General features: G+C 71.4%; 21 protein-coding genes. 7 read left to right on the top strand and 14 right to left on the bottom strand.

The window, feature by feature from the left end; translation table 11 throughout:
- Positions 1-54 precede the first annotated feature (54 nt).
- Entirely contained in the window at positions 55-1,548 is a 1,494-nt protein-coding gene (locus HUW46_RS08490) for an alpha/beta hydrolase (protein WP_215546770.1), read from the top strand.
- On the opposite strand, the gene mtnA is transcribed toward HUW46_RS08490, so the two are convergent.
- The 5 genes from mtnA to HUW46_RS08465 form a co-directional block, all read right to left on the bottom strand.
- Positions 1,511-2,485, bottom strand: coding sequence for an S-methyl-5-thioribose-1-phosphate isomerase (mtnA, locus tag HUW46_RS08485; protein ID WP_215546769.1), 975 nt, complete (start codon positions 2,483-2,485; stop codon positions 1,511-1,513). The genes HUW46_RS08490 and mtnA overlap by 38 nt on opposite strands.
- Before the next feature lie 18 nt (positions 2,486-2,503).
- Positions 2,504-3,283: a PIG-L family deacetylase gene (locus HUW46_RS08480; RefSeq protein ID WP_215546768.1), complete on the bottom strand. Its 780-nt coding sequence runs from the start codon at positions 3,281-3,283 to the stop codon at positions 2,504-2,506.
- Positions 3,284-3,319: 36 nt separating this feature from the next.
- Complete coding sequence (locus tag HUW46_RS08475) at positions 3,320-4,888, bottom strand: hypothetical protein (RefSeq protein WP_254125947.1); 1,569 nt, start codon at positions 4,886-4,888, stop codon at positions 3,320-3,322.
- Complete coding sequence (locus HUW46_RS08470) at positions 4,885-5,637, bottom strand: ABC transporter ATP-binding protein (protein ID WP_215546766.1); 753 nt, start codon at positions 5,635-5,637, stop codon at positions 4,885-4,887. Before HUW46_RS08470 ends, HUW46_RS08475 begins: the two co-directional genes overlap by 4 nt.
- Before the next feature lie 69 nt (positions 5,638-5,706).
- A complete protein-coding gene (locus tag HUW46_RS08465) occupies positions 5,707-6,051 on the bottom strand; it encodes a nuclear transport factor 2 family protein (RefSeq protein WP_215546765.1) in 345 nt (114 codons plus the stop codon).
- Between the two features lie 409 nt (positions 6,052-6,460).
- On the opposite strand from HUW46_RS08465, the gene HUW46_RS08460 reads away from it, so the two are divergent.
- The gene (locus HUW46_RS08460) at positions 6,461-6,814 is read left to right on the top strand and encodes an MmcQ/YjbR family DNA-binding protein (RefSeq protein ID WP_215546764.1); all 354 of its coding nucleotides are present in this window, start codon (positions 6,461-6,463) and stop codon (positions 6,812-6,814) included.
- A 481-nt stretch (positions 6,815-7,295) separates the two neighbouring features.
- On the opposite strand, the gene HUW46_RS08455 is transcribed toward HUW46_RS08460, so the two are convergent.
- Positions 7,296-8,690: an MFS transporter gene (locus tag HUW46_RS08455; RefSeq protein ID WP_215546763.1), complete on the bottom strand. Its 1,395-nt coding sequence runs from the start codon at positions 8,688-8,690 to the stop codon at positions 7,296-7,298.
- Between the two features lie 131 nt (positions 8,691-8,821).
- Between HUW46_RS08455 and HUW46_RS08450 the strand changes: the two genes are divergently transcribed.
- Positions 8,822-9,703, top strand: a complete 882-nt coding sequence (locus HUW46_RS08450) for a helix-turn-helix domain-containing protein (protein WP_215546762.1) — start codon at positions 8,822-8,824, stop codon at positions 9,701-9,703.
- On the opposite strand, the gene HUW46_RS08445 is transcribed toward HUW46_RS08450, so the two are convergent.
- The 8 genes from HUW46_RS08445 to HUW46_RS08410 are packed head-to-tail and all read right to left on the bottom strand — an operon-like array spanning position 9,646 to position 17,702.
- Complete coding sequence (locus HUW46_RS08445; protein ID WP_215546761.1) at positions 9,646-10,716, bottom strand: acyl-CoA dehydrogenase family protein; 1,071 nt, start codon at positions 10,714-10,716, stop codon at positions 9,646-9,648. The genes HUW46_RS08450 and HUW46_RS08445 overlap by 58 nt on opposite strands.
- The gene (locus HUW46_RS08440; RefSeq protein WP_215546760.1) at positions 10,713-11,120 is read right to left on the bottom strand and encodes a RidA family protein; all 408 of its coding nucleotides are present in this window, start codon (positions 11,118-11,120) and stop codon (positions 10,713-10,715) included. The genes HUW46_RS08445 and HUW46_RS08440 overlap by 4 nt, the downstream gene beginning before the upstream one ends.
- Positions 11,117-11,944, bottom strand: a complete 828-nt coding sequence (locus HUW46_RS08435; protein ID WP_215546759.1) for an enoyl-CoA hydratase family protein — start codon at positions 11,942-11,944, stop codon at positions 11,117-11,119. Before HUW46_RS08435 ends, HUW46_RS08440 begins: the two co-directional genes overlap by 4 nt.
- Positions 11,941-12,633, bottom strand: a complete 693-nt coding sequence (locus tag HUW46_RS08430) for an SDR family NAD(P)-dependent oxidoreductase (protein ID WP_215546758.1) — start codon at positions 12,631-12,633, stop codon at positions 11,941-11,943. The genes HUW46_RS08435 and HUW46_RS08430 overlap by 4 nt, the downstream gene beginning before the upstream one ends.
- The gene (locus HUW46_RS08425; RefSeq protein ID WP_215546757.1) at positions 12,630-14,132 is read right to left on the bottom strand and encodes a benzoate-CoA ligase family protein; all 1,503 of its coding nucleotides are present in this window, start codon (positions 14,130-14,132) and stop codon (positions 12,630-12,632) included. The genes HUW46_RS08430 and HUW46_RS08425 overlap by 4 nt, the downstream gene beginning before the upstream one ends.
- Positions 14,129-14,881 (bottom strand): creatininase family protein, encoded by a 753-nt coding sequence (locus tag HUW46_RS08420; RefSeq protein ID WP_215546756.1) that lies wholly within the window; start codon positions 14,879-14,881, stop codon positions 14,129-14,131. The genes HUW46_RS08425 and HUW46_RS08420 overlap by 4 nt, the downstream gene beginning before the upstream one ends.
- Positions 14,878-16,902, bottom strand: a complete 2,025-nt coding sequence (locus HUW46_RS08415; RefSeq protein WP_215546755.1) for an FAD-dependent monooxygenase — start codon at positions 16,900-16,902, stop codon at positions 14,878-14,880. The genes HUW46_RS08420 and HUW46_RS08415 overlap by 4 nt, the downstream gene beginning before the upstream one ends.
- Positions 16,899-17,702, bottom strand: coding sequence for an LLM class flavin-dependent oxidoreductase (locus tag HUW46_RS08410; protein ID WP_215546754.1), 804 nt, complete (start codon positions 17,700-17,702; stop codon positions 16,899-16,901). Before HUW46_RS08410 ends, HUW46_RS08415 begins: the two co-directional genes overlap by 4 nt.
- A gap of 81 nt (positions 17,703-17,783) precedes the next feature.
- On the opposite strand from HUW46_RS08410, the gene HUW46_RS08405 reads away from it, so the two are divergent.
- From HUW46_RS08405 to HUW46_RS08390, 4 genes are all read left to right on the top strand, one after another.
- Positions 17,784-18,569, top strand: coding sequence for a PaaX family transcriptional regulator (locus HUW46_RS08405; RefSeq protein ID WP_215549743.1), 786 nt, complete (start codon positions 17,784-17,786; stop codon positions 18,567-18,569).
- Positions 18,566-19,351 carry a tryptophan 2,3-dioxygenase gene (locus HUW46_RS08400; protein WP_215546753.1) on the top strand — a complete coding sequence of 262 codons (786 nt, stop codon included), beginning with the start codon at positions 18,566-18,568 and terminating at the stop codon, positions 19,349-19,351. The genes HUW46_RS08405 and HUW46_RS08400 overlap by 4 nt, the downstream gene beginning before the upstream one ends.
- On the top strand, positions 19,348-20,511 hold the full coding sequence (locus HUW46_RS08395) for a kynureninase (protein ID WP_215546752.1): 1,164 nt from the start codon (positions 19,348-19,350) through the stop codon (positions 20,509-20,511). The genes HUW46_RS08400 and HUW46_RS08395 overlap by 4 nt, the downstream gene beginning before the upstream one ends.
- 182 nt (positions 20,512-20,693) lie before the next feature.
- Positions 20,694-21,767 carry a Glu/Leu/Phe/Val family dehydrogenase gene (locus HUW46_RS08390; RefSeq protein WP_215546751.1) on the top strand — a complete coding sequence of 358 codons (1,074 nt, stop codon included), beginning with the start codon at positions 20,694-20,696 and terminating at the stop codon, positions 21,765-21,767.
- The last annotated feature ends 3 nt before the right edge of the window (positions 21,768-21,770 follow it).

Genomic DNA, 21,770 nt, shown 5'->3' with positions numbered 1-21,770 from the left:
CCACTGCTGCTGTGCTCATGAGCAGAACGTTGTTCACAGGCACAGGAGGAGCACATGCGGAAGTCCGTTCTCGCCGCCGTCGCCATGTTGGTGGTGACAGCCGCGCCCGCGTCGGCGACGACGCCCGGCACGGTGAACTGGGTTGCTTGCCCGGCGGATGTCGCCAAACCCGGCCTGGAGTGTTCGACGCTCGACGTTCCGCTGGACTACCGAGACCCCGGCGGGCAGACGATCGAGATCGCGATCTCGCGCATGGCGAGCCCCGACCGCGGAAAGCGCCGCGGCGCGCTGCTGACCAACACCGGCGGGCCGGGCGGGGTGGGCCTGGGGTTCCCCGCCACCATGCGTGACGGCCTCAAGGTGCCGCGGGAGGTGCTGGACCAGTACGACGTGATCGGGATGGATCCGCGGGGCGTCGGCCACAGCACGCCGGTGACCTGCGACCTGACCCCGGCGGAGCAGCCGACCAACATCCCGATGTTCGCGCGGAACGCCGCCGAGGTCGCGGACGAGGCGAAGCGGGTCGCCAAGGTCGCCGGGAAGTGCGGAGCGTCGGAGACCGCGCGGTTGTTGCCGTACATGACCACCGCGAACACCGCACGCGACATGGACCGCGTGCGCGCCGTGCTGGGTGAGCCGAAAGTGTCCTACTACGGCATCTCCTACGGCACCTACCTCGGTTCGGTGTTCACGACGATGTTCCCGCACCGGACCGATCGGGTCCTGCTTGACAGCGCGACCGGCCCCGGCGGCTGGGACGCCGCGTTTTCGCGGAGCCTCGGGCAAGGCGTGGAGGACCGGTTCCCGGACTTCGCGGAGTTCGCCATCGCCCATCCCGAGTTCGGCCTCGGCAGCACACCGGAACAGGTGCGGGCGAAGTACTTCGAACTCGCCGCGCGGCTGGACGCGAAGCCGAGCCCGGACGGGTACACCGGCAAGGCGTTCCGCTTCACCACCTTCGCGAACCTCTACTTCGACAAGAAACTGCCGCTGCTGGCAAAGACCTGGCACGCGCTCGACATCGGCGAACCGGCGCCGGTGCCCGATTCCGATGTCCCGGGCGGGCAGGCGCCGCCTGCCGGAGTCCCGGCGGACAACTATGTGGCCAGTCAGCTGCACGTGATCTGCAACGACTCCGACTGGCCGCGTTCGGTCGGTACCTACCAGCGCCACGTCGCGCTCGACCGCGTCCGCCATCCGCTGTTCGGCGCGGCCGCGGCGAACATCACGCCGTGCGCGTTCTGGCCGTCGCGATCGGTCGAACCGCCGGTCGAGATCACCGATCGCGGCCCGTCGACCGTGCTGATCCTGCAGAACCTCCGCGACCCGGCCACGTCGCTCGGCGGCGCCAGGAAACTGCGCGAGGCCTTCGGTGACCGGGCGCGGATGGTGACTGCCGACCAGGGCGGCCACCTGGCGTATTTGTACCTGGACAACCGGTGCCTCAACGACATCGCCACGGAGTTCCTCGCCACCGGGAAACGGCCGTCGCACGATGTCGCCTGCGGCGCTACCAGCGCACTCCCTTCTCCGTCACCACGGCGGTGATCAGGTCGGCCGGGGTGACGTCGAAGGCGGGGTTGAAGGTGCGCGTGCCCTCCGGGGCGACGTGGGTGCCCGCGAACGACGTCACCTCCGCGCCGTCGCGCTCTTCGACGACGATCGCCGAACCATCCGCAATGGACTCGTCCACTGTGGACTCCGGGGCGACCACGAAGAACGGGACGCCGTGGCGCACGGCGGCGAGCGCGAGCGGGTAGGTGCCGATCTTGTTGGCGGTGTCGGAGTTCGCCGCGATCCGGTCGGCACCCACCACGACGCAGTCGACCATGCCCCTGGCGAGCGCGGTGGCCGCGGCCGAATCGGGCAGCACGCGGTAGGGGACACCCGCCTCGGCCAGTTCCCACGCGGTCAGGCGCGCGCCCTGCAGCAGCGGGCGGGTCTCGTCGGCGAAGACCTCCTCGACCAGGCCCGCCTCGTGCAGGTGCCACACCACGCCGAGCGCGGTGCCCCACGAGACGGTCGCCAGCCTGCCCGCGTTGCAGTGCGTGAGCAGGCGCAGCGGCCGCCGCCCGCACCGGCGCAGCACCTCGTCGGCGGCGAGCCGGGACGCCTCGCGGTTGACCCGCTCGTCCTCGTCGAGGATCGCGCGCGCCTCGGCGAGCACGGCGTCCGCACCGCCGGGCAGTGCGCCGAGCGCGCGCTCGACGCCCCAGCTCAGGTTGACCGCGGTCGGCCTCGCCCCGGCGAGCGCCGCGGCGTCCGCGCGCACGGAATCGCGATCCGCGCCGTGCGCCCGCGCGGCGAGCGCGACCCCGAGCGCGCCCGCGGCGCCGAGCGCGGGCGCGCCCCGCACCGCCAGCCGCTGGATCGCCGCGATCAGTTCCTCGACCGTGCGCAGCCGCAGCGTCCGGTACTCCGCGGGCAGCGCGCACTGGTCGATGATCAGCACCGCGCCGTCGTCCCAGTCGATCGTCCTGCGCACGCCGCCCCCTTCCGCCGGTTACAGCCCGGCCATGATGTCGGTTTCGGTGATCCCGGGGCCCTGCCCGGCGCGGATGAACCACTCGACGCCGAACGCCTCGGCGAAGATCTCGTCCGGCAGGCTCAGGAAGAACGACTCCTCGGAGATCTGGCTCGCGTGCGCCCGCATCGCCTTGCGCTTGTGGCCGAGGTAGTCGCGCACGTCGACGGCGCCGGTCAGCTCCGCCTCCGGTTTCCCGATTTCGAAGTCCGGCGGCGGCATGTCGACGCCTTCGCGCTCGGCGAACGCCGCCGAGCGCTTGCGGAACTCGTCCCGGTTCTGCGTGTTCTGGTAGACCCGGGGCGTGCCCGCCAGCTCGCCCGCGCGCACGCCGACGCGGTGCACCTGGATGTGGTCGGGGTGGCCGTAGCCGCCGTTGTCGTCGTAGCAGGTGAGGACGTCGGCCTTCTCCTCGACGAGGATGTCGGCCAGCTGGCGCGCCGCCTTCTCGACGTCCGCTGTCCAGAAGGTGCCCTCGTCGTCGTTGGTCGCGTCGCCCGCCATGCCGGAATCGGTGTAGGGCAGGAACTCCACCCTGTCCACGCCCAGGATGTCCGCCGAGGCATGCGTTTCCTTGACCCTGCGCTCGGTGAGCGTCTCGCCCTCGGCCAGCAGGCCGGGCGGGATCTCACCGAGTTCGCCGCGCGTGGCCACCACGAGCACGACCCGATGCCCTTCTTCGTGTGCCTTGCGCATCACGCCACCGGTCCCGATGCATTCGTCGTCGGGATGGGCGTGGAACGTCACGAGAGTTGCCATGCGGTCGAATTTACTCGAAGGGCCCGACAGAACGCCTCAGCGTTCTTTGCTCACCAAGGCGAGCGTTTCCGGGCCGCGTGCCGCGAGCCTGCGCTCCGCGATACCGCCCCACCACCACGCGAGCACCGGGCCGAGCACGAGCCCCGCCGGGATCCCGGCCCAGGCCAGCGCGGGAAAATCCGTTGCCGCGGCGAGCACTTCGATGGCCACGACCGGCGCCGCGCCGAGCGCGAGCAGCCCCAGCAGCGCGAGCGCGAGGAGCCCCCGCGCGCAGCCCGGCCGTCCGCCCTGGGCGAACGGGCTCGAGTTCTTGCGGGGGTCCGGCAGCGGGTAGGCGACGAACACCGACTGCAGCAGCACGATCCCCGCGCCCGCGCCGACGAGCGCGGGCACGAGCGAGAGTACCCACGGGTAGGCGCCCGGTTTCCCCGTGGCGGCGGGAAGGACGGCGGCGAACAGGAGCGCGACCGGTCCGACGATGAGCGCCCAGGCGAGCTGGCGCCCGCGCACGTCGGCCCGGATCGCGCCGGGCACGACGAGGGTGTGCCACAGCGCGCTGCCGTCGAACCCGTACAGGTTCCCGGTCTGCATGGCACCGGCGAACACCACGTAGAGCGCGAGGTACGGCGCCGTGAAGGCCTTGCTGTGTGCGGAAACGAACGGCACGATCGCGATCACCACGGCCAGCACGATCCCGGAGAAGATCGCGATCCGCCGCCGCGCGTCCCGGCCCCAGGTGCGCAGTTCCTTGCGGGCGACCGCGGAGACCGGGCCCCTCGGGAGCAGCGCCCGCCGCCGCGTGCCCGCGGTGTCGGCGGCACGGCGGGACGCGCCGCCGCGGAACTGGCCGCGGGTGACCGTCGACGCCATCAGGGCGCCCCAGCAGGCGACGAGGAACGCGATGAGCGCGACGATGCTCGCCAGCAGCAGCGCGACGATGCCCCACCGCCCGTCGGCGGCCATGCGGACGGCGTCGGCGCCCCACCCGGACGGCAGGGCCCGCGCCACCGCGGCGAGCCCGCTCGCGCGCCCGGCGACGAGCGCGGGGCCGACGCTGTTGACGGCGTAGTTGACCGCGACGCCGGACAGCCCGGTGAGCGCCACGAGCAGGATGCCGAGTTCCTTGCCCTTGCGCGAGGTGAGCAGCGAGCCGAGCGCGGCGGTCGCGACCCGGTACAGGACGACGACGAACACGAGCTGCAGCACGGTGAACACGAGCCCGACGAGCGCGGGCGCGGTGCCGAGCCGCGCGCCGTAGACGACCAGCCCGGCGAAGGCGATCAGGCTGACCAGCGCGGGCACCCCGACGAAGCTGGCGGCGAGCAGCCCGAGCGCGAGCTTGCGCCTGCCGATCGGGAGCAGCGCGAAGTGTTGCGGCCGCAGGGTTTCGTCGCCGCCGCCGGTGGCGATCGGGGCGATGACCCAGCCGAGGAGCCACACGCCGTAGAGCGTGGCGAGCAGGTCGACGGTGATGCGCGGGTTTTCGAACGGAATCGCGGCGGTCAGCAGGTTGGTGGCCGCGAAGGCCAGGCCGAGCAGCCCGCCGAGCACGAGCCCGACGACCTGGCGCCCGTGCAGCGAGTTGCGCAGGACGCGCAGCTTCATTCGGACGAGGACGCCAACCACGACAGTCCTTCCGCGCCACCGGTCCGCCCACCGACGAGGTGGACGAACGCGTCCTCCAGGGTGCCCGCGCCGCGGACCTCGGCCACCGGTCCCGAGGCGACGACCCGGCCGCGCGTGATCACCGCGACGTCGGTGCAAAGCTGTTCGACGAGCGTCATCACGTGGCTGGACAGCACGACCGCGCCGCCGGAGGCGACGAATCGCCGCAGGATGGTGCGGATCGTGCTGGCGGACACCGGGTCGACCGCTTCGAACGGCTCGTCCAGCACGAGCAGCCGCGGCGCGTGCAGCAGTGCCATCGCGAGGCCGATCTTCTTGCGCATCCCCGCGGAGTAGTCGATGACGAGCGTGCGTTCGGCGTCGAGCAGTTCGAGCACGCCGAGTAGTTCCTGTGTCCGCTCGCGCACGGTGGGTTCGTCGATCCCGTGCAGTTCGCCGAGGTAGCTCAGCAGTTCCCGCCCGGTGAGCCGCTCCGGTACCGAAAGCCCGTCGGGCAGCACACCGACCAGAGCCTTGGCCCGCTCGGGCTCGGCCCACACGTCGACGCCGAAGAGGTGCGCCGTGCCCGCGTCGGGCCGCAGCAGCCCGACGGCCATGGACAGCGACGTCGTCTTCCCGGCCCCGTTCGGCCCGACGAGCCCGAAGAACGAGCCCGCCGGCACTTCCAGGTCCACCTGGTCCACCGCGACCTTGCCGCCGAACGCCTTGCGGAGTCCGTGCAGCCGCATCGCTGGTCCGCTGTCCGCCAAAGGTCCCCCTCAGCCGTCCGAGCTTGCCACCTTATCGCCGCGCCCCGTTCACCGCAGGGATGTGCCCTGGTGGTGCCGCATCAGCCAGGTGCCGTCCTCGCGCACCCAGATCGAGGTCCGCAGCGATCGCCGTTCCCCGGCGACGGCGACGTAGGTGAGCAGGACCGCGTCGGGCCCGAGCCGCAGCGTTTCGAGCCGTTCGGCGACGATCCGTTCGGTGGCTTCCGTGGACAGCATGCGGAGGACGGATTCCCGGTCCCACACGGTTCCGGACGCCCCGAACTCGCTGAAGTCCTTGTGCAGCAACGCGCCCGCCGCGTCGCGGTCGGCGCGCACGCCCGGATCGAGCAGGGTCAGTTCGCCGTCGACGGCGGGCTGGAAGTCGGTGTCCATCCGCCGGACGGTAGCAACGGCGTGGCCCGCGTGCCCGCGGTTTTCCGGCGCGCGAAGGAAAGCCGCTTAACCGACATTTCGGGTAGGGCTCGGGCAGCGGTGACTGCCGCGACTGGTGGACCATCGACGACACCGCCCGCACGGTGTTCACCGACCAGGACCGGTCGGTGACGTTCTGGGGCCACCGCGGCCGCGGGGCGACCCGTACCCCGGAGTTCTGGTCGGCGCCGTACCGGCCGGACGAGCAGGGTGACTTTTCGTGGGAGCGGATGAAAGCCGTGCACGGTGCCGTCGCGTACGGTTTCGAACTCCGCGCGGGGGAGCGGCTGGGTCGCGGTCGGCTTCGCGGTCGGTCACGGGTGAGGCGCTGCCCGCCGGATTGTCGGTGCGGTGGGGAAGAATGTCGGCCATGGGTGTGTCGAGCGATCGGTTCCTGCGGATGGCGGACTCCCTCGCCGAGGTGGAGCGCGCCAAAGCGAGGGACTACCTCTCGTTCAGCGTGCGCGGCAAGCGGTTCGGCTACCACTGGCCGCGCACCAGCACGGTGGGGCTGAAGCAAACCCTGTCCGAGCAGATCGCGCTGGTCGCCGAGCGCCCGGACGTGTTCGAGGAGCAGTTCACCGCGGGCGGGTTCGGCTGGGTCGTGGTGCACCTGCCGAAGATCGGCGTGACCGAACTGAACGAACTGCTGTACGAAGCGTGGCGGTTGTCCGCGCCCGAGGAGCTGGTCGAGGAACACCCCCTGGCAGGCGCCGCGAAGTGACCCGCGTGCCCCGAAAGATGCTCCTATAGAGGTCGTCGGGGCGGGTCGCGGGTGCCACCGAAGGCTCCTCTTGGGGCGCTGAGCGTCACGATCTCGGCCCTCGTGGCGGGCTGCCGCCACCCGCAGCTGTCCCCGAAGGGCCTTCGGGGACTTCCGCTCACTCGCCAGCCACGACACCACGGCGCGTGCCGCGATCCACACGCCATCACTGTGATCTTCGGGAACTTGCCCCCGACCGTCACTTTCGGTGCGGGCGCGTCGTGGTGGTCGAGCGTGCGAGGGGTGGATTCGCGGCGCTAGGCGCCCCGAAGGTGGCCTTCGGGGCATGCACAGCCCTGCCCGCACGGGAGCGAGGGCCGAGAAAGTGGCGCTAGGGTCCCCGAAGGTGGCCTTCGGGGACCAGCAGAGGACCTCCGCCGCCGATCACCGCGCCGCGCACCCGACATCACTGTGACGTTCGGGGAATCCAGTGCCCCGAACGTCACTTTCGGGGCATCGGCAAGCGAGAGCGCCTGCCCAGCACGGCGACGCCGGACAAGGCGGCCAGTGACGTTCCGGTGAGCAGCAGCATCGCCGCCTGGTTCCCGGCCGGGAAGGTTTCCGCCCGCACCGCTCCGTCGCCCGCGAAAGCGCGGAACAGGGTCATCCCCACCGCGAGCCCGATTCCGCCGCCGAAGTTGTGGAACGTCCAGGTGGCACCGACGGCGAGCCCGGAGCTTTCCGGCGGCACCGAAGAAAGCGCGGTGACCGCGGACGGGCCGAGTACCGCGGCCCAGCCGAATCCCATCAGCACGAACGCGACAACGACGAAGCCGAGCCCGGTGTCCGCGTCCAACCGGGACTGGAGCAGTGCCGATCCGGCGAACGCGCCGAAGCCGGTCATCAGGACCACGCGGGCGCCGACCCGGTCCACCACCCGGCCGATCACCGGGGAGAGCAGCGCGACCGCGACCGTGGTCGGCAGCATCAGCAGCCCGATGGCGACTTCGCCGAAACGGCGCACGACACTGAGGTAGAGCGGCATCAGGAACAACGCGGTGGTGTAGAAGAAGGCCAGCGAGAACTCGGCGACGATCGCACTGAGGAACCGCCGGTTCGCCATGAGCGCGAACGGGATCAGCGGGTGCGCCGCCCGGCGGTCGACGACCAGGAACCCGGCCAGCGCCGACGAACCGGCGGCCAGCGCGCCGAGCACCGGCCACGAACCCCAGCCGAACGTGTCGCCGAAGGTGATCGCGAAGATCACCCCCGCCAGGCCGGGGACGAGCAGCACCAGCCCTGGCCAGTCGAGACCGGTACCGTCCGCGCCGCGCGACTCGCGGACGCTGACCGAGCAGATCACCAACGCGATCAGCACCAGTGGCACGTTGATCAGGAACACCCACTGCCAGCCGAGCGCGCCGACGAGGAGCCCGCCGAGCATCGGGCCGATCGCGAGGCCGATGCCGTTGATCGCGAACAGCGACCCGATCGCCTTGCCCCGCTCCGCTGCACCGAAGGCGTCGGCCACGATGGTGCTGGTGCCGGTGTAGAGCACCGCGCACGCCGCGCCCTGCAGGAACCGGAACGCGATGAGGACGGGTGCCGTGGTCGCCAGCCCGGCGCCGAGCGAGAACAGTCCGAAAAGGACCGCACCGGCGTAGAGGACGCGGCGGCGGCCGAGCCGGTCGGAGAGCCTGCCCGCGGTGACCATGAACATCGACAGCGCGACCACGAAGACGTTGACGACCAGTTGGGTCTGCACCATCGTGGTGCCCAGCCGCCTGCTGATCTCCGGGGCGGCGGTGTTCACGATCGTCAGGTCGATGCAGCCGAGGAAGCTGAGGATGCCGACGCCCGCCAGTACCCACCACTTCCGGTTCGTTCCGGTGCCCACGCTCGCGCTCCCGTCCGTTCGGTGTGTCCGGAACAGACTCTGACCACGGCGCGGGGCCCGAGCCAGCCCCGCTCTTTCCTATCCAGCGGAGGGAGTGGCTACGGCCGCCGCGGAGCGCGCATACTCGGCCCATGACCGAGCTCGGCGAATTCCTCCAGGCCCGCCGGGGCCAGGTGCGCCCGGCGGACGTCGGCATGGCTTCCTTCGGCGACCGCCGCCGCGTGCCGGGGTTGCGGCGCGAGGAACTCGCCCACCTCGCGGGGATCAGCCCGTCCTACTACACGCGTCTGGAACAGGGCCATTCCCGTGGCGCTTCCCCGGCGGTGCTCGACGCCATCGCCGACGCGCTGCGGCTCGACCGGGACGAGCGCGAACACCTCCGCCGCCTCGCCACCGCCAAGCGTGCGAAAGCCACGAAACCGGCGCCGGAGCGGGTGCATCCCGCCACGCTCGAACTGCTGGCACTGATGGGCGACGTGCCCGCGCTGGTGCAAGGACGCCGCACGGACGTACTGGCCTGGAACGGGCTCGGGCACGCGCTGCTCGCGGGGCACCTCGACTTCACCGCGCCGGAGCGGCCAGCCGACCGGCCGAACACGGCCAGGATGATCTTCCTCGACGCGCACAGCCGCGAGCTGTACGCGGACTGGCCGCGCAAGGCCCGTGCCGTGGTGGGGAACCTGCGCCTCGCGGCCGGGCGGTACCCCGACGACGCGGCGCTGTCCGCGCTGATCGGCGAACTGTCCGTGCGCAGCCCCGAATTCGCCACGATGTGGGCCGATCACCGGATCCGGCCCTGCGACGCCGCCGCCTACGAGCTGCGGCATCCCCTCGTCGGCGGCCTCACCCTCACCCAGCAGTCGTTCGACGTCGCCAGGGCCCCGGACCAGATGCTGGTCGCGCTGACCGTGCCCGCCGGGTCGGCGTCGCACCACGCGCTCACGCTGCTGGCCGGTCAGCTGAACAAAGAGCGCGCGATGATTTCGCGTTGTACCTCGGAAGCGCCTTCGTAGATCCGGGGTGCCCGCACCTCGCGGTACAGCGCTTCCAGCAGGTGGCCCCGTTCCAGCGCGCGGGCGCCGTGCACCTGGATCGCCACGTCGACGGCGCGTTGCGCGGTCTCGGTGGCGAACAGCTTCGCCATCGCCGCTTCCCTTGCCACGCCAGGAGATCCCGCGTCGTAGGCGTCGGCGGCGGAGCGCACGAGTAGCCGCGCGGCTTCCACCGAAGTCGCGATGTCGGCGAGCTGGTGACTGACACCCTGGAAGTCCCGCAGCCGCTTGCCGAACGCTTCGCGCGAGGACACGTGCTCGACGGCGGCGTCGAGCGCGGCCTGCGCCATCCCGACGGCGAACGCGCCGACGCTGGGCCGGAACAGGTTCAGCGTCGTCATCGCGACCCGCATCCCGGCGTCGACCTCGCCGAGCACGTGCGACCGTTCGACGCGGACACCGTCGAAGTACAACCGCCCCAGCGCGTGCGGGGCGAGCATCGACAGGCGCGATCCGCTCAACCCCGGGGAATCACCGGGGACGCAGAACGCCGTGATACCGCGAGAACCGGCGTCGGGGGAGGTCTTGGCGAAGACCGAGTACACGTCGGCGTCGGGTGCGTTCGAGATGTACGCCTTCTCGCCGGTCAGGCGGAAACCGTCGCCGTCGGGCGCCGCCGCCAGCGACAGCGACGCCACGTCGGAACCGGCGCCGGGCTCGGTCAGCGCGAACCCGGCCACCGCGCTCCCGTCGGCGACTCGCGGGATCCAGTGCGACACCACGGATTCCTGGCCAGCGGAGGCGATCGGGTGCGCGCCGAGCCCCTGCAACGCCAGCGTGGTTTCGGCTTCCGTGCAGTACCGCGCGAGCCCTTCGCGCAGCGTGCACAGCTCGCGCGCGGAGACGACCGGGAACAACCGGCCCAGCAGTCCGTGCGACGCCAGCGCCCGCACCATCGGCCGGTTGACCGCGCCGGATTCGCTCGCCAGCGGCACCAGCGCGCGGGCGATTTCCTCCACTTCGGACAGGTTCATCCCGGGACCACCGCCGTGCCGACGAGTTCGAGCTTCGCCTCGGGGTCGAACAGCTCGGCGACGCCGAGCAGCGCTATCGCCGGGTAATGCCGCCCGAAGTGCTTGCGGTACAAGGGACCCAGGTCCGCCAGCGACGCGCGGTAGGCGGCGAGGTCGGTGACGTAGAACAGCAGCGAGACGAGGTGCTCCGGCGACCCGCCCGCCGCGGCGAGCGCGGTGACCACGTTGCCCGCCGCCACGTCGAACTGCTCGGGCACGGTCGAGCCCACGATCACGCCGTCGGGACCCTGCGCGGTCTGCCCGCCGAGGTACACCGCGGTACCGGGCGCGGCCACCACGGCGTGCGCGAACCCCGAAGGCGGTGCCAGCCCCGGCGCGGTCACCACGCGGTGCGGTGTGCTCATCGTCCCGTCCACTGTGGACTCCTTCCGGCCGACCACGCGGCATAGAACTCTCGGTAGTCCTGGCACGTCATGAGCAGGGCCTGCGTCATCGCTTCGAGTTCGACGGAGCTGCCGAGGTCCATGTCCTGCTCCCGGGTCAGCAGCACCTTCGTCGCGGAGTACGCCTGCGCGGGACCGTCGGCGAGCCTGCGCGCGAGCGCCGCCGCGGCGGCCGGGAGTTCGGTGTCGGGCACGACCTGGGTCGCCAGCCCGATGCGCTCGGCGCGCTCCGCTTTCACCTTGTCGCCCAGCATGAGCAGTTCGGTCGCCCTGCCGAGCCCGACGAGCCGCGGCAGCAGGTACGCCGAGCCCATGTCCGCGCCAGCCAGCCCGACCTTGGTGAACAGGAACGCGAACGCGGCCGATTCGGCGAGCAGCCGGAAGTCGCTGGCCAGCGCGAGCACCGAACCGGCACCCGCCGCGATCCCGTTGACCGCGGCGACGATCGGCAGCGGGCACTCCCGCATCGCCTTCACCACCGCGCCGGTCATCCTGGTGAACTCCAGCAGCTCCGCGGTTTCCTTGCGCTGCAGCTCGCCGATGATCTCCTCGACGTCGCCGCCGGAGCAGAACCCGCGGCCGCTGCCGGTAAGCACCAGCACCCGCGCGTCACCGCGCGCGGGCAGTTCGGCGAGCAGGTCGCGGAGATCGGCGTAGGAGTCGAACGTGAGCGCGTTGAGCTTCTCCGGCCGGTTCAGCGTCACTGTCGCCACGCCGTCCTGCACCGCGAAGTCGAAGTGCTCCCAGTTCTCGGTGAGCGCGGCGGACGCGCGGAACGGGCTCATGTTTGGATGCCACCTCCGTCGAGGACCACTGTCTGGCCGTTGATCGCCGCGGCCTCGGCCGCGGCGAGGAAGCCGACCGCGAAGGCCACTTCTTCCGGTTCGATCAAGCGTCCCAGCGGCGCCGCGCTCGCGAGCGCGGCTTCGGCTTCTTCCGCGGAACGCCCGGTGGTTTCGGCGATCCGGCGCACCGACCGCTCGGTCATCTCGGTGCGCACGAACGCCGGGCACACCGCGTTGGCGGTGACACCGGTGCCCGCGACCTCGGCCGCGACCGCGCGCATGAGCCCGACCGCCGCGTGCTTCGACGCCGTGTACGCGGCGGTGTACCGGTAACCCGCCCGCGCCGCGGTGGACGCGACGGTCACGATCCGGCCCGAATCCCGCTCCCGCATCGAAGCCAGCACCGCGCGCGTGCAGAGGAACGCACCGGTCGCGTTGACCGACCACTGGTCCGCCCAACTGTCCACTGTGGTCTTCGCGGTGGGTGCGCTCGACGAGATGCCCGCGTTGTTCACCAGCACGTCGACCGGGCCCAGCGCGGTGAAGAACGCGACCACCGATTCCTCTTCGGTGACATCGCATTCGGCACGGCCCGGCGCGTGCACCTCGTCGCCCCGCGCGCGGAAGCGTTCGGCGATCGCGGCCCCGATGCCCCTGGTCCCGCCGGTCACCACCACCAGTCTCGTCACGGCAGGTCCTCCAGTGCGCGCCGGTCGAGCTTTCCGTTGGCGGTGCGGGGAAGCGCGTCGACGAAGCGGATCTCGCGCGGGTACTTGTGCCCGGCCAGCCTCGCCTTGGCGAACGCGATCAGCTCGTCCGCGCCCACGGTGGCGTCGTCCCGCACGACGACGAACGCCCGCGCTCGCGTCAAGCCGCCGTCGGTGTACCCGGCCACGGCGCAGTCGACGACCTCCGGGTGCGCGGTCAGCACGTGCTCGATCTCGCCGGGCGCGACGAAGATCCCGCCGATCTTGAGCAGCGCGTCGGCACGGCCGTGGTGGCGGAAGAACCCGTCGGCGTCGCGGCTGAACAGATCGCCGGTGCGCACCGTTTCGCCGTGGAAGGTGGCCGCCGATTTCACCGGATCGCCGTGGTACCCGCGCGCCACGGTCGGGCCGGTGATTTCGAGCGTGCCGATTTCCCCGTCCGGCGCGGGATAGCCGTCCTCGTCCAGGATGCGCGCCGAATAGCCGGGCACCGGGCGGCCCAGCGTGCCGTGCTCCGCCGCGCCGGGGGAGTTCGACAGGTAGATGTGGTACGCCTCGGACGAGCCGATCCCGTCGACCACCTCGACGCCGAACGCGGCGTCCCAGCGCCGGTGCAGTTCCGGCGGCAGCGCCTCGCCCGCGGAGGTGCACAGCCGCAGGCAGCTCAGATCCTGGTGCGACGCCAGGGGATGCGCGGCCATCGCGCCCATCATGGTCGGCACGTTCACCAGCACCGTCGGCCGGTGCCGGGCGATCAGCCCGAACAGCACCTCCGGGGTGCTGCGCGCGGCGAAGGCGATCCCGGTGCCGCCGACGCCGAACGGGAAGAGCGCGGTCAGATCGCGCGCGTAGCCGAAGAACAGCTTCGGCACCGACAGCACGCGGTCCTTTTCGGACATGCCGAGCACGCCGAGCGCGTAGTTCTCGAAGCTCGCGAGCGGGCTCCGCACCGGATGCACGCACGCCTTCGGTGAACCGGTGCTGCCGGTGGTGAACTTCCAGATCGCTTCGTCGTCCTCCCGCGTCGGCTCGGCGTCGAGCCGGTCCGGTGCCGCCGCCACCAATGTCCCGAATGGACGTTCGCCGTCGCGGAGTTCGACGTCACCGATCACCACCAGGTCCCGGCCGCCCGCCTCGCGGAGCGCGCCGACGGTCACCTCGTCGACGAGTACGGCTTTCGGCTCCACATAACCGAGGTAGTAGGCGTAGTCCTTCGGTTTCAGGAACGTGTACACCTCGGCGGTCACCGCGCCGATTTTCTGCGCGGCGTACCACGAGGCGACGAACTCGATGCCGTCGCTCAGCGCGAGCAGTACGCGATCTCCTTTGCCGACACCGAGATCCCGCAGCACGTGCCCGATCCGGTTCACCAGCGCGGCGAGCTCGGCATAGGTCGTCTCGCCGTCGTCGTGGATGAGCGCGACCCGGTCACCGCGTCCCTCGTCGACGTTCCGGTCGACGAATCTCGTCGCGAGGTTCATCGGGCCGCCTCCCTGATCGCCTCGACCAGCATGTCGGTCAGTGTCGTGAACACCGCTTCCCCTTCGGCGGCGGTCGCTTCGGCGGGGGAACCGCAGTAGGCGCCGGTCATGCCCATGGCGAGGAAGTCCCGCCGCCCCGCGGCCATCGAGGACGGCATGTCCACCGGGACCGCGGCGAGCCCGCGCATGGTTTCGACGTCGACCAGGTCCGGCTCGTCGGCGAGCACGAGCGAGGTCTCGTACCGCCCGGCGTGGCACGAGCCCGACCGGAACTCCTCGGTGAGCCGCGCGGCGGCGCGGCGCCGGGTCAGCTCCAGGTGCCCGATCGCGACTTCGTGCCGGGATCGCACGGTTGCCACCGCGCGGCGCAGCGTCGCCACGTGCTCGGGCTCGAAGTGGTTGTTCACCAGCACGATCCGGGAAAGGCCCTGCTCGATCAGGCTCGCGCACACGTCGACGACGAGCGCGTGCAACGTTTCCTCGCCGACGCTGATCCCGCCGGGGAACGCCGCCGCGTAGTGCGTGACGCCGTAGGGGAGCGCGGGCAGGATCAGCACGCGCACGGCGGGATCGTCGCGGAGCCGTTCGGCGGCGCGGGCGCACATCCCGGCGGAGATGAGCGGGTCGGTGCCCACCGGCGCGTGCGGGCCGTGCGGTTCGACGGCGCCCAGCGGCAGCAACAGCACCGGGACCCGGCCATCGGAGCCGAGCGCGGCGATCGCGGGCGAAGTCAAGTCGGCGAAGTTCACACCGCCTCCAGTGGACTCGGCGCGAGATCCGGTAAGCAGAGATCCGCTCGCCCGGCGGCGAGCACGGTGTTCACTTCGTCGAGCGTGGTGAGGTGGCCGCCGACCAGCGTCGGCACGCGTGCTTCGTTGCGGACGCGATCGCTGATCGCGGTGAGGAACCCGCGCCGGTACTCTGGCCGCGTTTCGGCGACGCCCTGCCCGGCCGCGACGTGGATCAGGTCGACGCCCGCCTCGCGCATCGCTTTCGCCGCCACGATCCCGTCGTCCAGGGTGAGGCCGCCGCGCGCCCAGTCGGTGACGGTCAGCCGCACGGACAGGGGGCGATCGGCAGGCCACCGCGCCCGCACCGCGCGCACGACTTCGAGCGGGAACCGCAGCCGGTCGCCGTAGGCGTCTTCGCGGCGGTTCGTCAGCGGGGATAGGAAACTCGCGAGCAGCCTGCCGTGCGCGCAGTCGAGTTCCAGCAGGTCGAACCCGGCTTCGGCAGCTCCCTCGGTCGCGGCGGCGAACTCGTCGAGCACGCGCGCGAAATCGTCTGGGTCCATCGCCTTCGGCGCCGGGCTGCCCGGTCCATAAGGGACGGACGAGGCGGCGAGCAACGGCCACCGCTCGCCTGGCGGAAGCGCTATGTCGACACCGTGCTCCGGATTCCGGGTGGCGCCACGGGGTCCGGAGTGTCCTAACCGGATTCCGGCAAGGGCGTCGCCCCGAGGTTTCTCGATGCCGACCGGGGTGTCCGGCGTGATCCTGCCCTCGGGGGACACCGCGACGAACTCGCTCAGCACCAGCCCGGCGCCGTCGCCATCCCTGTCGATGCGCACGATCCGGTTGGGGAGCACGGTTTTCCCGAGCGCGAGCGGCGCCAGCATCGGCGGCGGGCCGAACCGCGCGCCGGGCCCGCCCGCGAACCGCGCGTCCACCACCCTGGTGAGATCGGGATCGCGCACGCCGAGCTTGGTGTACCCGATGCGCCCGCTCCTGGTGAGCAGGTTGACCGCGAACTGCAGCGGTTCGAGATGCGCGTGGTGCCCGACCCGGGTGAAGTAGTCGGCGCTGTCGGCGGCGGCCTGCTGGAACTTGTCGACGATCGGCTGACGCGCCCGCTCGTACTCCACCAACGCGCTTTCGCGGTCGGCGTGCCTGCTGAACGCCGTGGCGAGCGCGATCGCGTCCTCCATCGCGAGCTTGGTGCCGGAACCGATGGTGAAGTGCGCGGTGTGCGCGGCGTCGCCGACGAGCACGATACGGCCGTCGTGCCAGGTCCGGTTGCGCACGCGGGAAAAGTCGAGCCACTGCGAACGGTTCGAGAAGAGCCGGTGCCCGTGCAGTTGCTCGGCGAAAAGCTCCTCGCAGAAGGCGATGCTTTCGGCTTCCGTCGCGGTGTCGAGCCCCGCTTTCCGCCAGGTTTCCTCCGGGCACTCGACGATGAACGTGCTCAGGTTCTCGTCGAACGGGTAGCCGTGCACCTGGATCATGCCGTGCTCGGTCCGCGCGAAGATGAACCGGAACGCGTCGAAGACCAGGTCGGTGCCGAACCAGATGTACTTGCAGCCCTGCGGCCGCACCGAGCTGCCGAACACCTCGGGCCTGCTCCGCCGGACCAGGCTGTTGACGCCGTCGGCGGCGACGAGCAGATCCCCTTCCAGCGCCTCGAAATCATTGACTTCTTCACCGAAGCGCAGTTCCACGCCGAGCCGGGAACACCGGTTCTGCAGGATCTTCAGTAGCTGTTTGCGCGCGATCGCGGAGAAGGCGTGGCCCCGCGAGCGGATGAGCTTGCCGCGGTAGGTGATGTCGATGGCGTCCCAGCGGGCGAAGGTGTCGGTGATTTCGACGTAGGTTTCGTAGTCCGCGTCGCGCAGCGCGCCGAGCGTTTCTTCGGAGAACACCACGCCCCAGCCGAAGGTCGCGTCCGGCGCGTTGCGTTCGAGCACCGTGACTTCGTGCGCGGGATCGGCCTTCTTCAGCAGGATCGCGAAGTACAGGCCCGCCGGGCCCGCCCCGAGCACGGTCGCCTTCACGACAGGACCTCGGCGAGCCGCTCCACCTCGGCCGGATCGGCGACGGTGGGCAGCAGGACCAGTTCGTCGCAGCCCTCGGCCTCGTACCCGCGGACGAAGTCCTTGACCGCGCGCGCCGAGGTGAGGTTCGCCGCCGCGATGTTCTCCGCGAACGGGCCGGTGAACGCGTAGTAGTCGCGGAGGTAGGCGCTGCCGCGCTCCGGGTCGCCGAGCGCGAAGTAGCCCTGCCCCCACAGTTTCGGCGCCCCTGGCCGTTCGAGATCGCGCCACGCGGCGCGCGCCCGTGCGGCGGCGGAGGCGAACGCGCGGGGCGGGCCGCCGCCGTGGGCGTATCCGTCGGCGTAGCGCGCCATCCGCGCGTACGCGGCGCCGCTGCCACCGCCGACGAGGAGTTCGACCTCGTTTTCGCCGTGGGTGCGCAGGTGTGCGAGCTGCTCGGAGAGCCGCGCGCCGCGGGTGCGGATGTCGGCGTTCGCGGCTTCGTAGTCGTCCTCGCGCGCGCCGACGCCGAGGCCGAGGGTGAAGCGGCCGCCGGAGAGCGTGTGCAGGGACCGCGCCTGCTGTGCCAGCACGGCGGGGCTGCGCAGCGGCCCGATCGCGATCATCGTCGCCAGCCCGATCCGGCTCGTCACCGACGCCGCCGAGGCCAGCGAGAGGAACGGGTCGAGCGCGTCGTAGACGAGCCTGTCGAGCACTGCGAGCGTGGAAAACGGACCCCGGTCGGCCTCGCGCGCCCAGTCCGCGAGTAGCTCGCCGGTGGTTCCGGGGGTGGTGTTCGGCAACCCGATTCCGACCTTCACGCAAATTAAGCTACACCTGACCCGGGTGTAGTGTATAGAGTTGGAGGCGTGCTCGAAGAACCCGCGCCGCAGGAGCTCGTGATGACGCTCCTCGGCGCCTACGTGTCGCCGCGCGAGAGCAGCGCGGTGTGGTCCGGCGGGCTCGTCGACCTGCTCGTCGGGCAGGGCTTTTCCGAAGGGGCCGCGCGGATCGCGCTGACCAGGCTGGTCAACCGCGACCTGCTCGCGCGTGTGAAGGACGGCAGGCGCGTGCACTACACGCTGACGCCGCGCACGGTGTCGCTGCTGGCCGACGGCGACCGGCGGATCTTCTCGCTCGGCAGGGACGAGAAGCGGGCGGGGAAGTGGACGGTGCTGTGGCACAGCATCCCCGAAACGCACCGCGGCGCGCGCGAAAGACTGGTGCGGCGCCTGCGCTTCCTCGGGTTCGGCTCGGTGCAGGATGGCACCTGGCTCGCCCCGCACGACCGCGAGCACGAGGTCGCCGCCCTGCTCGCCGAACTCGACGTGACCGCGTTCGCGGGCATGATGCTGGGCAGGCCCGCGGAGTCGCTCGACGTGCGCGCGTTCGCGGGCAGGGCGTGGGATCTCGACGCGCTCGCCGCCCGGTACGAAGCCTTCGTCGCCGAGTTCGAGCACCGCAGTTCCACAAAGACCGGCTCCGTCGCCACCGATGCCGAGGCGTTCCGCGTGCGGACCCGCATGGTGCACCTGTTCCGCCAGTTCCCCTCGCTCGACCCGGAACTACCGCCCTCGCTCGTGCCACCGCCGTCGCACCGCTCGCGCGCGGTCGCGCTGTTCGACGATCTGTACGCCGCGCTGGCCGGACCCGCCCAGCGCCATTTCGACGAGGTGACCCGCTCATGAGCCCCTCCCCGCACGCCGCGCTCACCTACACCTCCTACCTCGCCCTCGACGAAGTGCTCGAAGCGCAGCGGCCCCGGTCCGACGAGCACGACGAGATGCTCTTCATCGTCATCCACCAGGTGTACGAGCTGTGGTTCAAGCAGCTCCTGCACGAACTCGCGTACCTGCAGGAACGGCTGGAGGCGGGCGACACCGCGCACGCGATCCGCACGCTGCGCCGGATCCTGACCGTGTTCAAGGTCGTGGTCGCGCAGATCGACGTGCTGGAAACCATGACACCGCGCCAGTTCACCGGGTTCCGCGCGCGCCTCGACGCCTCCAGCGGGTTCCAATCAGGACAGTTCCGCGAGCTCGAAGCGGTGCTCGGCCGCCGCGACGACAAGGTGTTCGAGCACTACCCCGAGGAGAGCCCGTACCGCGCCCGCATCGCGGCCGCGATGGCGCGACCGTCCCTTTACGACTCGTTCGTCCGCTACCTCGCCGTGCGCGGGTACAAAGTGGACACCGAGCGCGATGTGCGGGAGCAGGCCGAGCCTTCGCCCGCGCTGCAACGGATCCTGCTCGACGTGTACGCCGACGACGGTGGCGAAGCGACGGTCGCCGAGCATCTCGTCGACCTCGACGAGGGCCTGCAGGAATGGCGGTACCGGCACGTGAAGATGGTCGAGCGGACGATCGGCGCGAAGATCGGCACCGGTGGTTCGCCCGGCGCGGCCTACCTGCGCACGACCTTGTTCGCGCCGGTCTTCCCGGATCTGTGGGCCGTGCGGAGCGAGCTGTGAACCCCCTCGCCGCGCACTACTCCCGCTTCCGGGTGTCCGAACGGCTCCTGCTCACCGGGCATTCGCACCAGGCGTGGCCGGACGTCGCCGAACAAGGCGTGCTCGACGCCTTCGCCGACGCGTCGTCCTATGTGGACAGTAAATGGGACGCGGCGTTCGCGAAGGCCGACGAACTGCGCGCCGCGGTGCGGATCCTGCTGGACGACCCCGGCGGCGAGATCGCGCTCGGCGCCAGCACGCACGACCTCGTACTGCGCCTGCTGTCCGCTGTGGACCTCCGCGCCCGGCCCCGGATCGTGACCACCGACGGCGAGTTCCACACGCTGCGGCGCCAGCTCGCCAGGCTCGCCGAGGAGGGCGTCGAACTCGTCCGGGTGCCCGCTGCCCCGGTGGGCACCCTGGCCGCGCGGCTCGCGGCGGAGGTCGACGACCGCACGGCCGCGGTGTTCGTTTCGCGCGTGCTGTTCGAAACCGCGCGCATCGTGCCGGATCTCGGGCAGCTCGCCGCCGCCTGCCGCCCCGGCAGGACGGAACTGGTCGTCGACGCCTACCACGCGCTCGGTGCGGTCGAGACGCCGATCCACGCGCTCGGCCTCTCGACCGCGTGGGTGCTCGGCGGCGGGTACAAGTACCTGCAGCTAGGGGAGGGCAACTGCTTCCTGCGCCTGCCCGCGCACGCCGGTGCGCTGCGGCCGGTGATCACCGGCTGGTACGCGGAGTTCGGCGCGCTCGCCGACGAGCGGCGCCCGGACCGGGTGGCGTACGCGGCGGGCGGCGACCGGTTCGCGGGCGCCACCTACGACGTCACGAGCCACTACCGAGCGTCACGCGTGCTGAGGTTCTTCGCCGAGCAGGGGCTGAACGCGCCCGAGCTGCGCCGGATCTCCTTGCACCAGAACGGTTTCCTCGCCGCCAGGTTCGACGCGCTCGGGCTGCCGGACGACCTCCTCACGCGGGACCGCGAAACCCCGCGCGAGGAGTTCGCCGGCTTCCTGTCGCTGCGGTCGCGGCACGCCGGGCTGCTGCAACGCGCGCTAGCCGAGCGCGGCGTGCACACAGACAGCCGCGGGGAGCACCTGCGGTTCGGGCCCGCCCCGTACCTCTCGGACGAGCAGCTCGACGAAGCGATGGCGCACCTCGGGGCGGTCGCCCGGCAGTGACTTCCCGGCGGAGTTCCCGCGAGTTGGGAACGCACCGTGGCGCCGATCGGGCCTTGGCTCTAGATTCTCGGTGACCCGTGCGCGGCGACAACCTCACCGCGCGCGGACAGCGTCACCCGAAAATCGCCCGCACCGGCTCGCGCCACAAGCCGTGGGCCGGTGGAGACAAAGGAGTCACCACCGTGACCGAAGGTGTGTTCGGCCGGGAGACCGGCCATGAGCAGGTCGTCTTCTGCCAGGACAGGGCCACCGGCCTGAAGGCCGTCATCGGCATCTATTCCACCGCGCTCGGCCCCGCGCTCGGCGGCACGCGCTTCTACCCCTACGCGTCGGAAAGCGACGCGATCGACGACGTGCTGGCCCTGTCGAAGGGCATGGCCTACAAGAACGCGCTCGCCGGGCTCGACCTCGGCGGCGGCAAGGCCGTCATCATCGGCGACCCCGCGACCCTGAAGTCCGAGGCGCTGCTGCGCGCGTACGGCCGGTTCGTCCAGTCGCTCGGCGGCCGCTACATCACCGCGTGCGACGTCGGCACCTACGTCGCCGACATGGACGTCGTCGCCCGCGAATCCCGGTTCGTCACCGGCCGTTCCCCCGAGGACGGCGGCGCGGGCGACTCCTCGGTGCTCACCGCCTTCGGTGTCTTCCAAGGCATGCGCGCCTCCGCGGACCACCTGTGGGGCACCCCCGAGCTCGCGGGCCGCACGGTCGGCGTCGCCGGGGTCGGCAAGGTCGGGCACATCCTCGTCGGCCACCTCGTCGAGGCGGGCGCGCAGGTCGTGGTCACCGACGTTTCGGCGGCCGCGGTCGAGCGGACCAGGGCCGCCCACCCCGGCGTGCGGGTCGTGGACTCGGCCGACGAGCTGGTGCGGGCGGATCTCGACGTGTTCGCGCCGTGCGCGCTGGGCGGCGCGCTGAACGACGAGACCGTCGACGTGCTGCGCGCCAAGATCGTCTGCGGCGCGGCGAACAACCAGCTCGCGCACACCGGGATCGACAAGGTGCTCGACGAGCGCGGCGTGCTGTTCGCCCCGGACTACCTCGTCAACGCCGGTGGCGTGATCCAAGTCAGCGACGAGCTGCACGGGTTCGACTTCGCGCGCGCCCAGCGCAAGACCAGTGCCATCTTCGACACCACCAAGGCCGTGTTCGCGCTGGCCAAGTCCGACGGGGTGCCGCCTGCCACCGCCGCGGACCGGCTCGCCGAGCGCCGGATGGCGGAGGTGTCGCGGCTGCGGTCGATCATGACCCCGTGACGT

Origin of the sequence: Amycolatopsis sp. CA-230715 (assembly GCF_018736145.1) — a bacterium.
Taxonomy (GTDB): Bacteria; Actinomycetota; Actinomycetes; order Mycobacteriales; family Pseudonocardiaceae; genus Amycolatopsis.
Note: the sequence above shows the minus strand (reverse complement) of the source record. Positions and strands in the feature narration are given on the sequence as shown.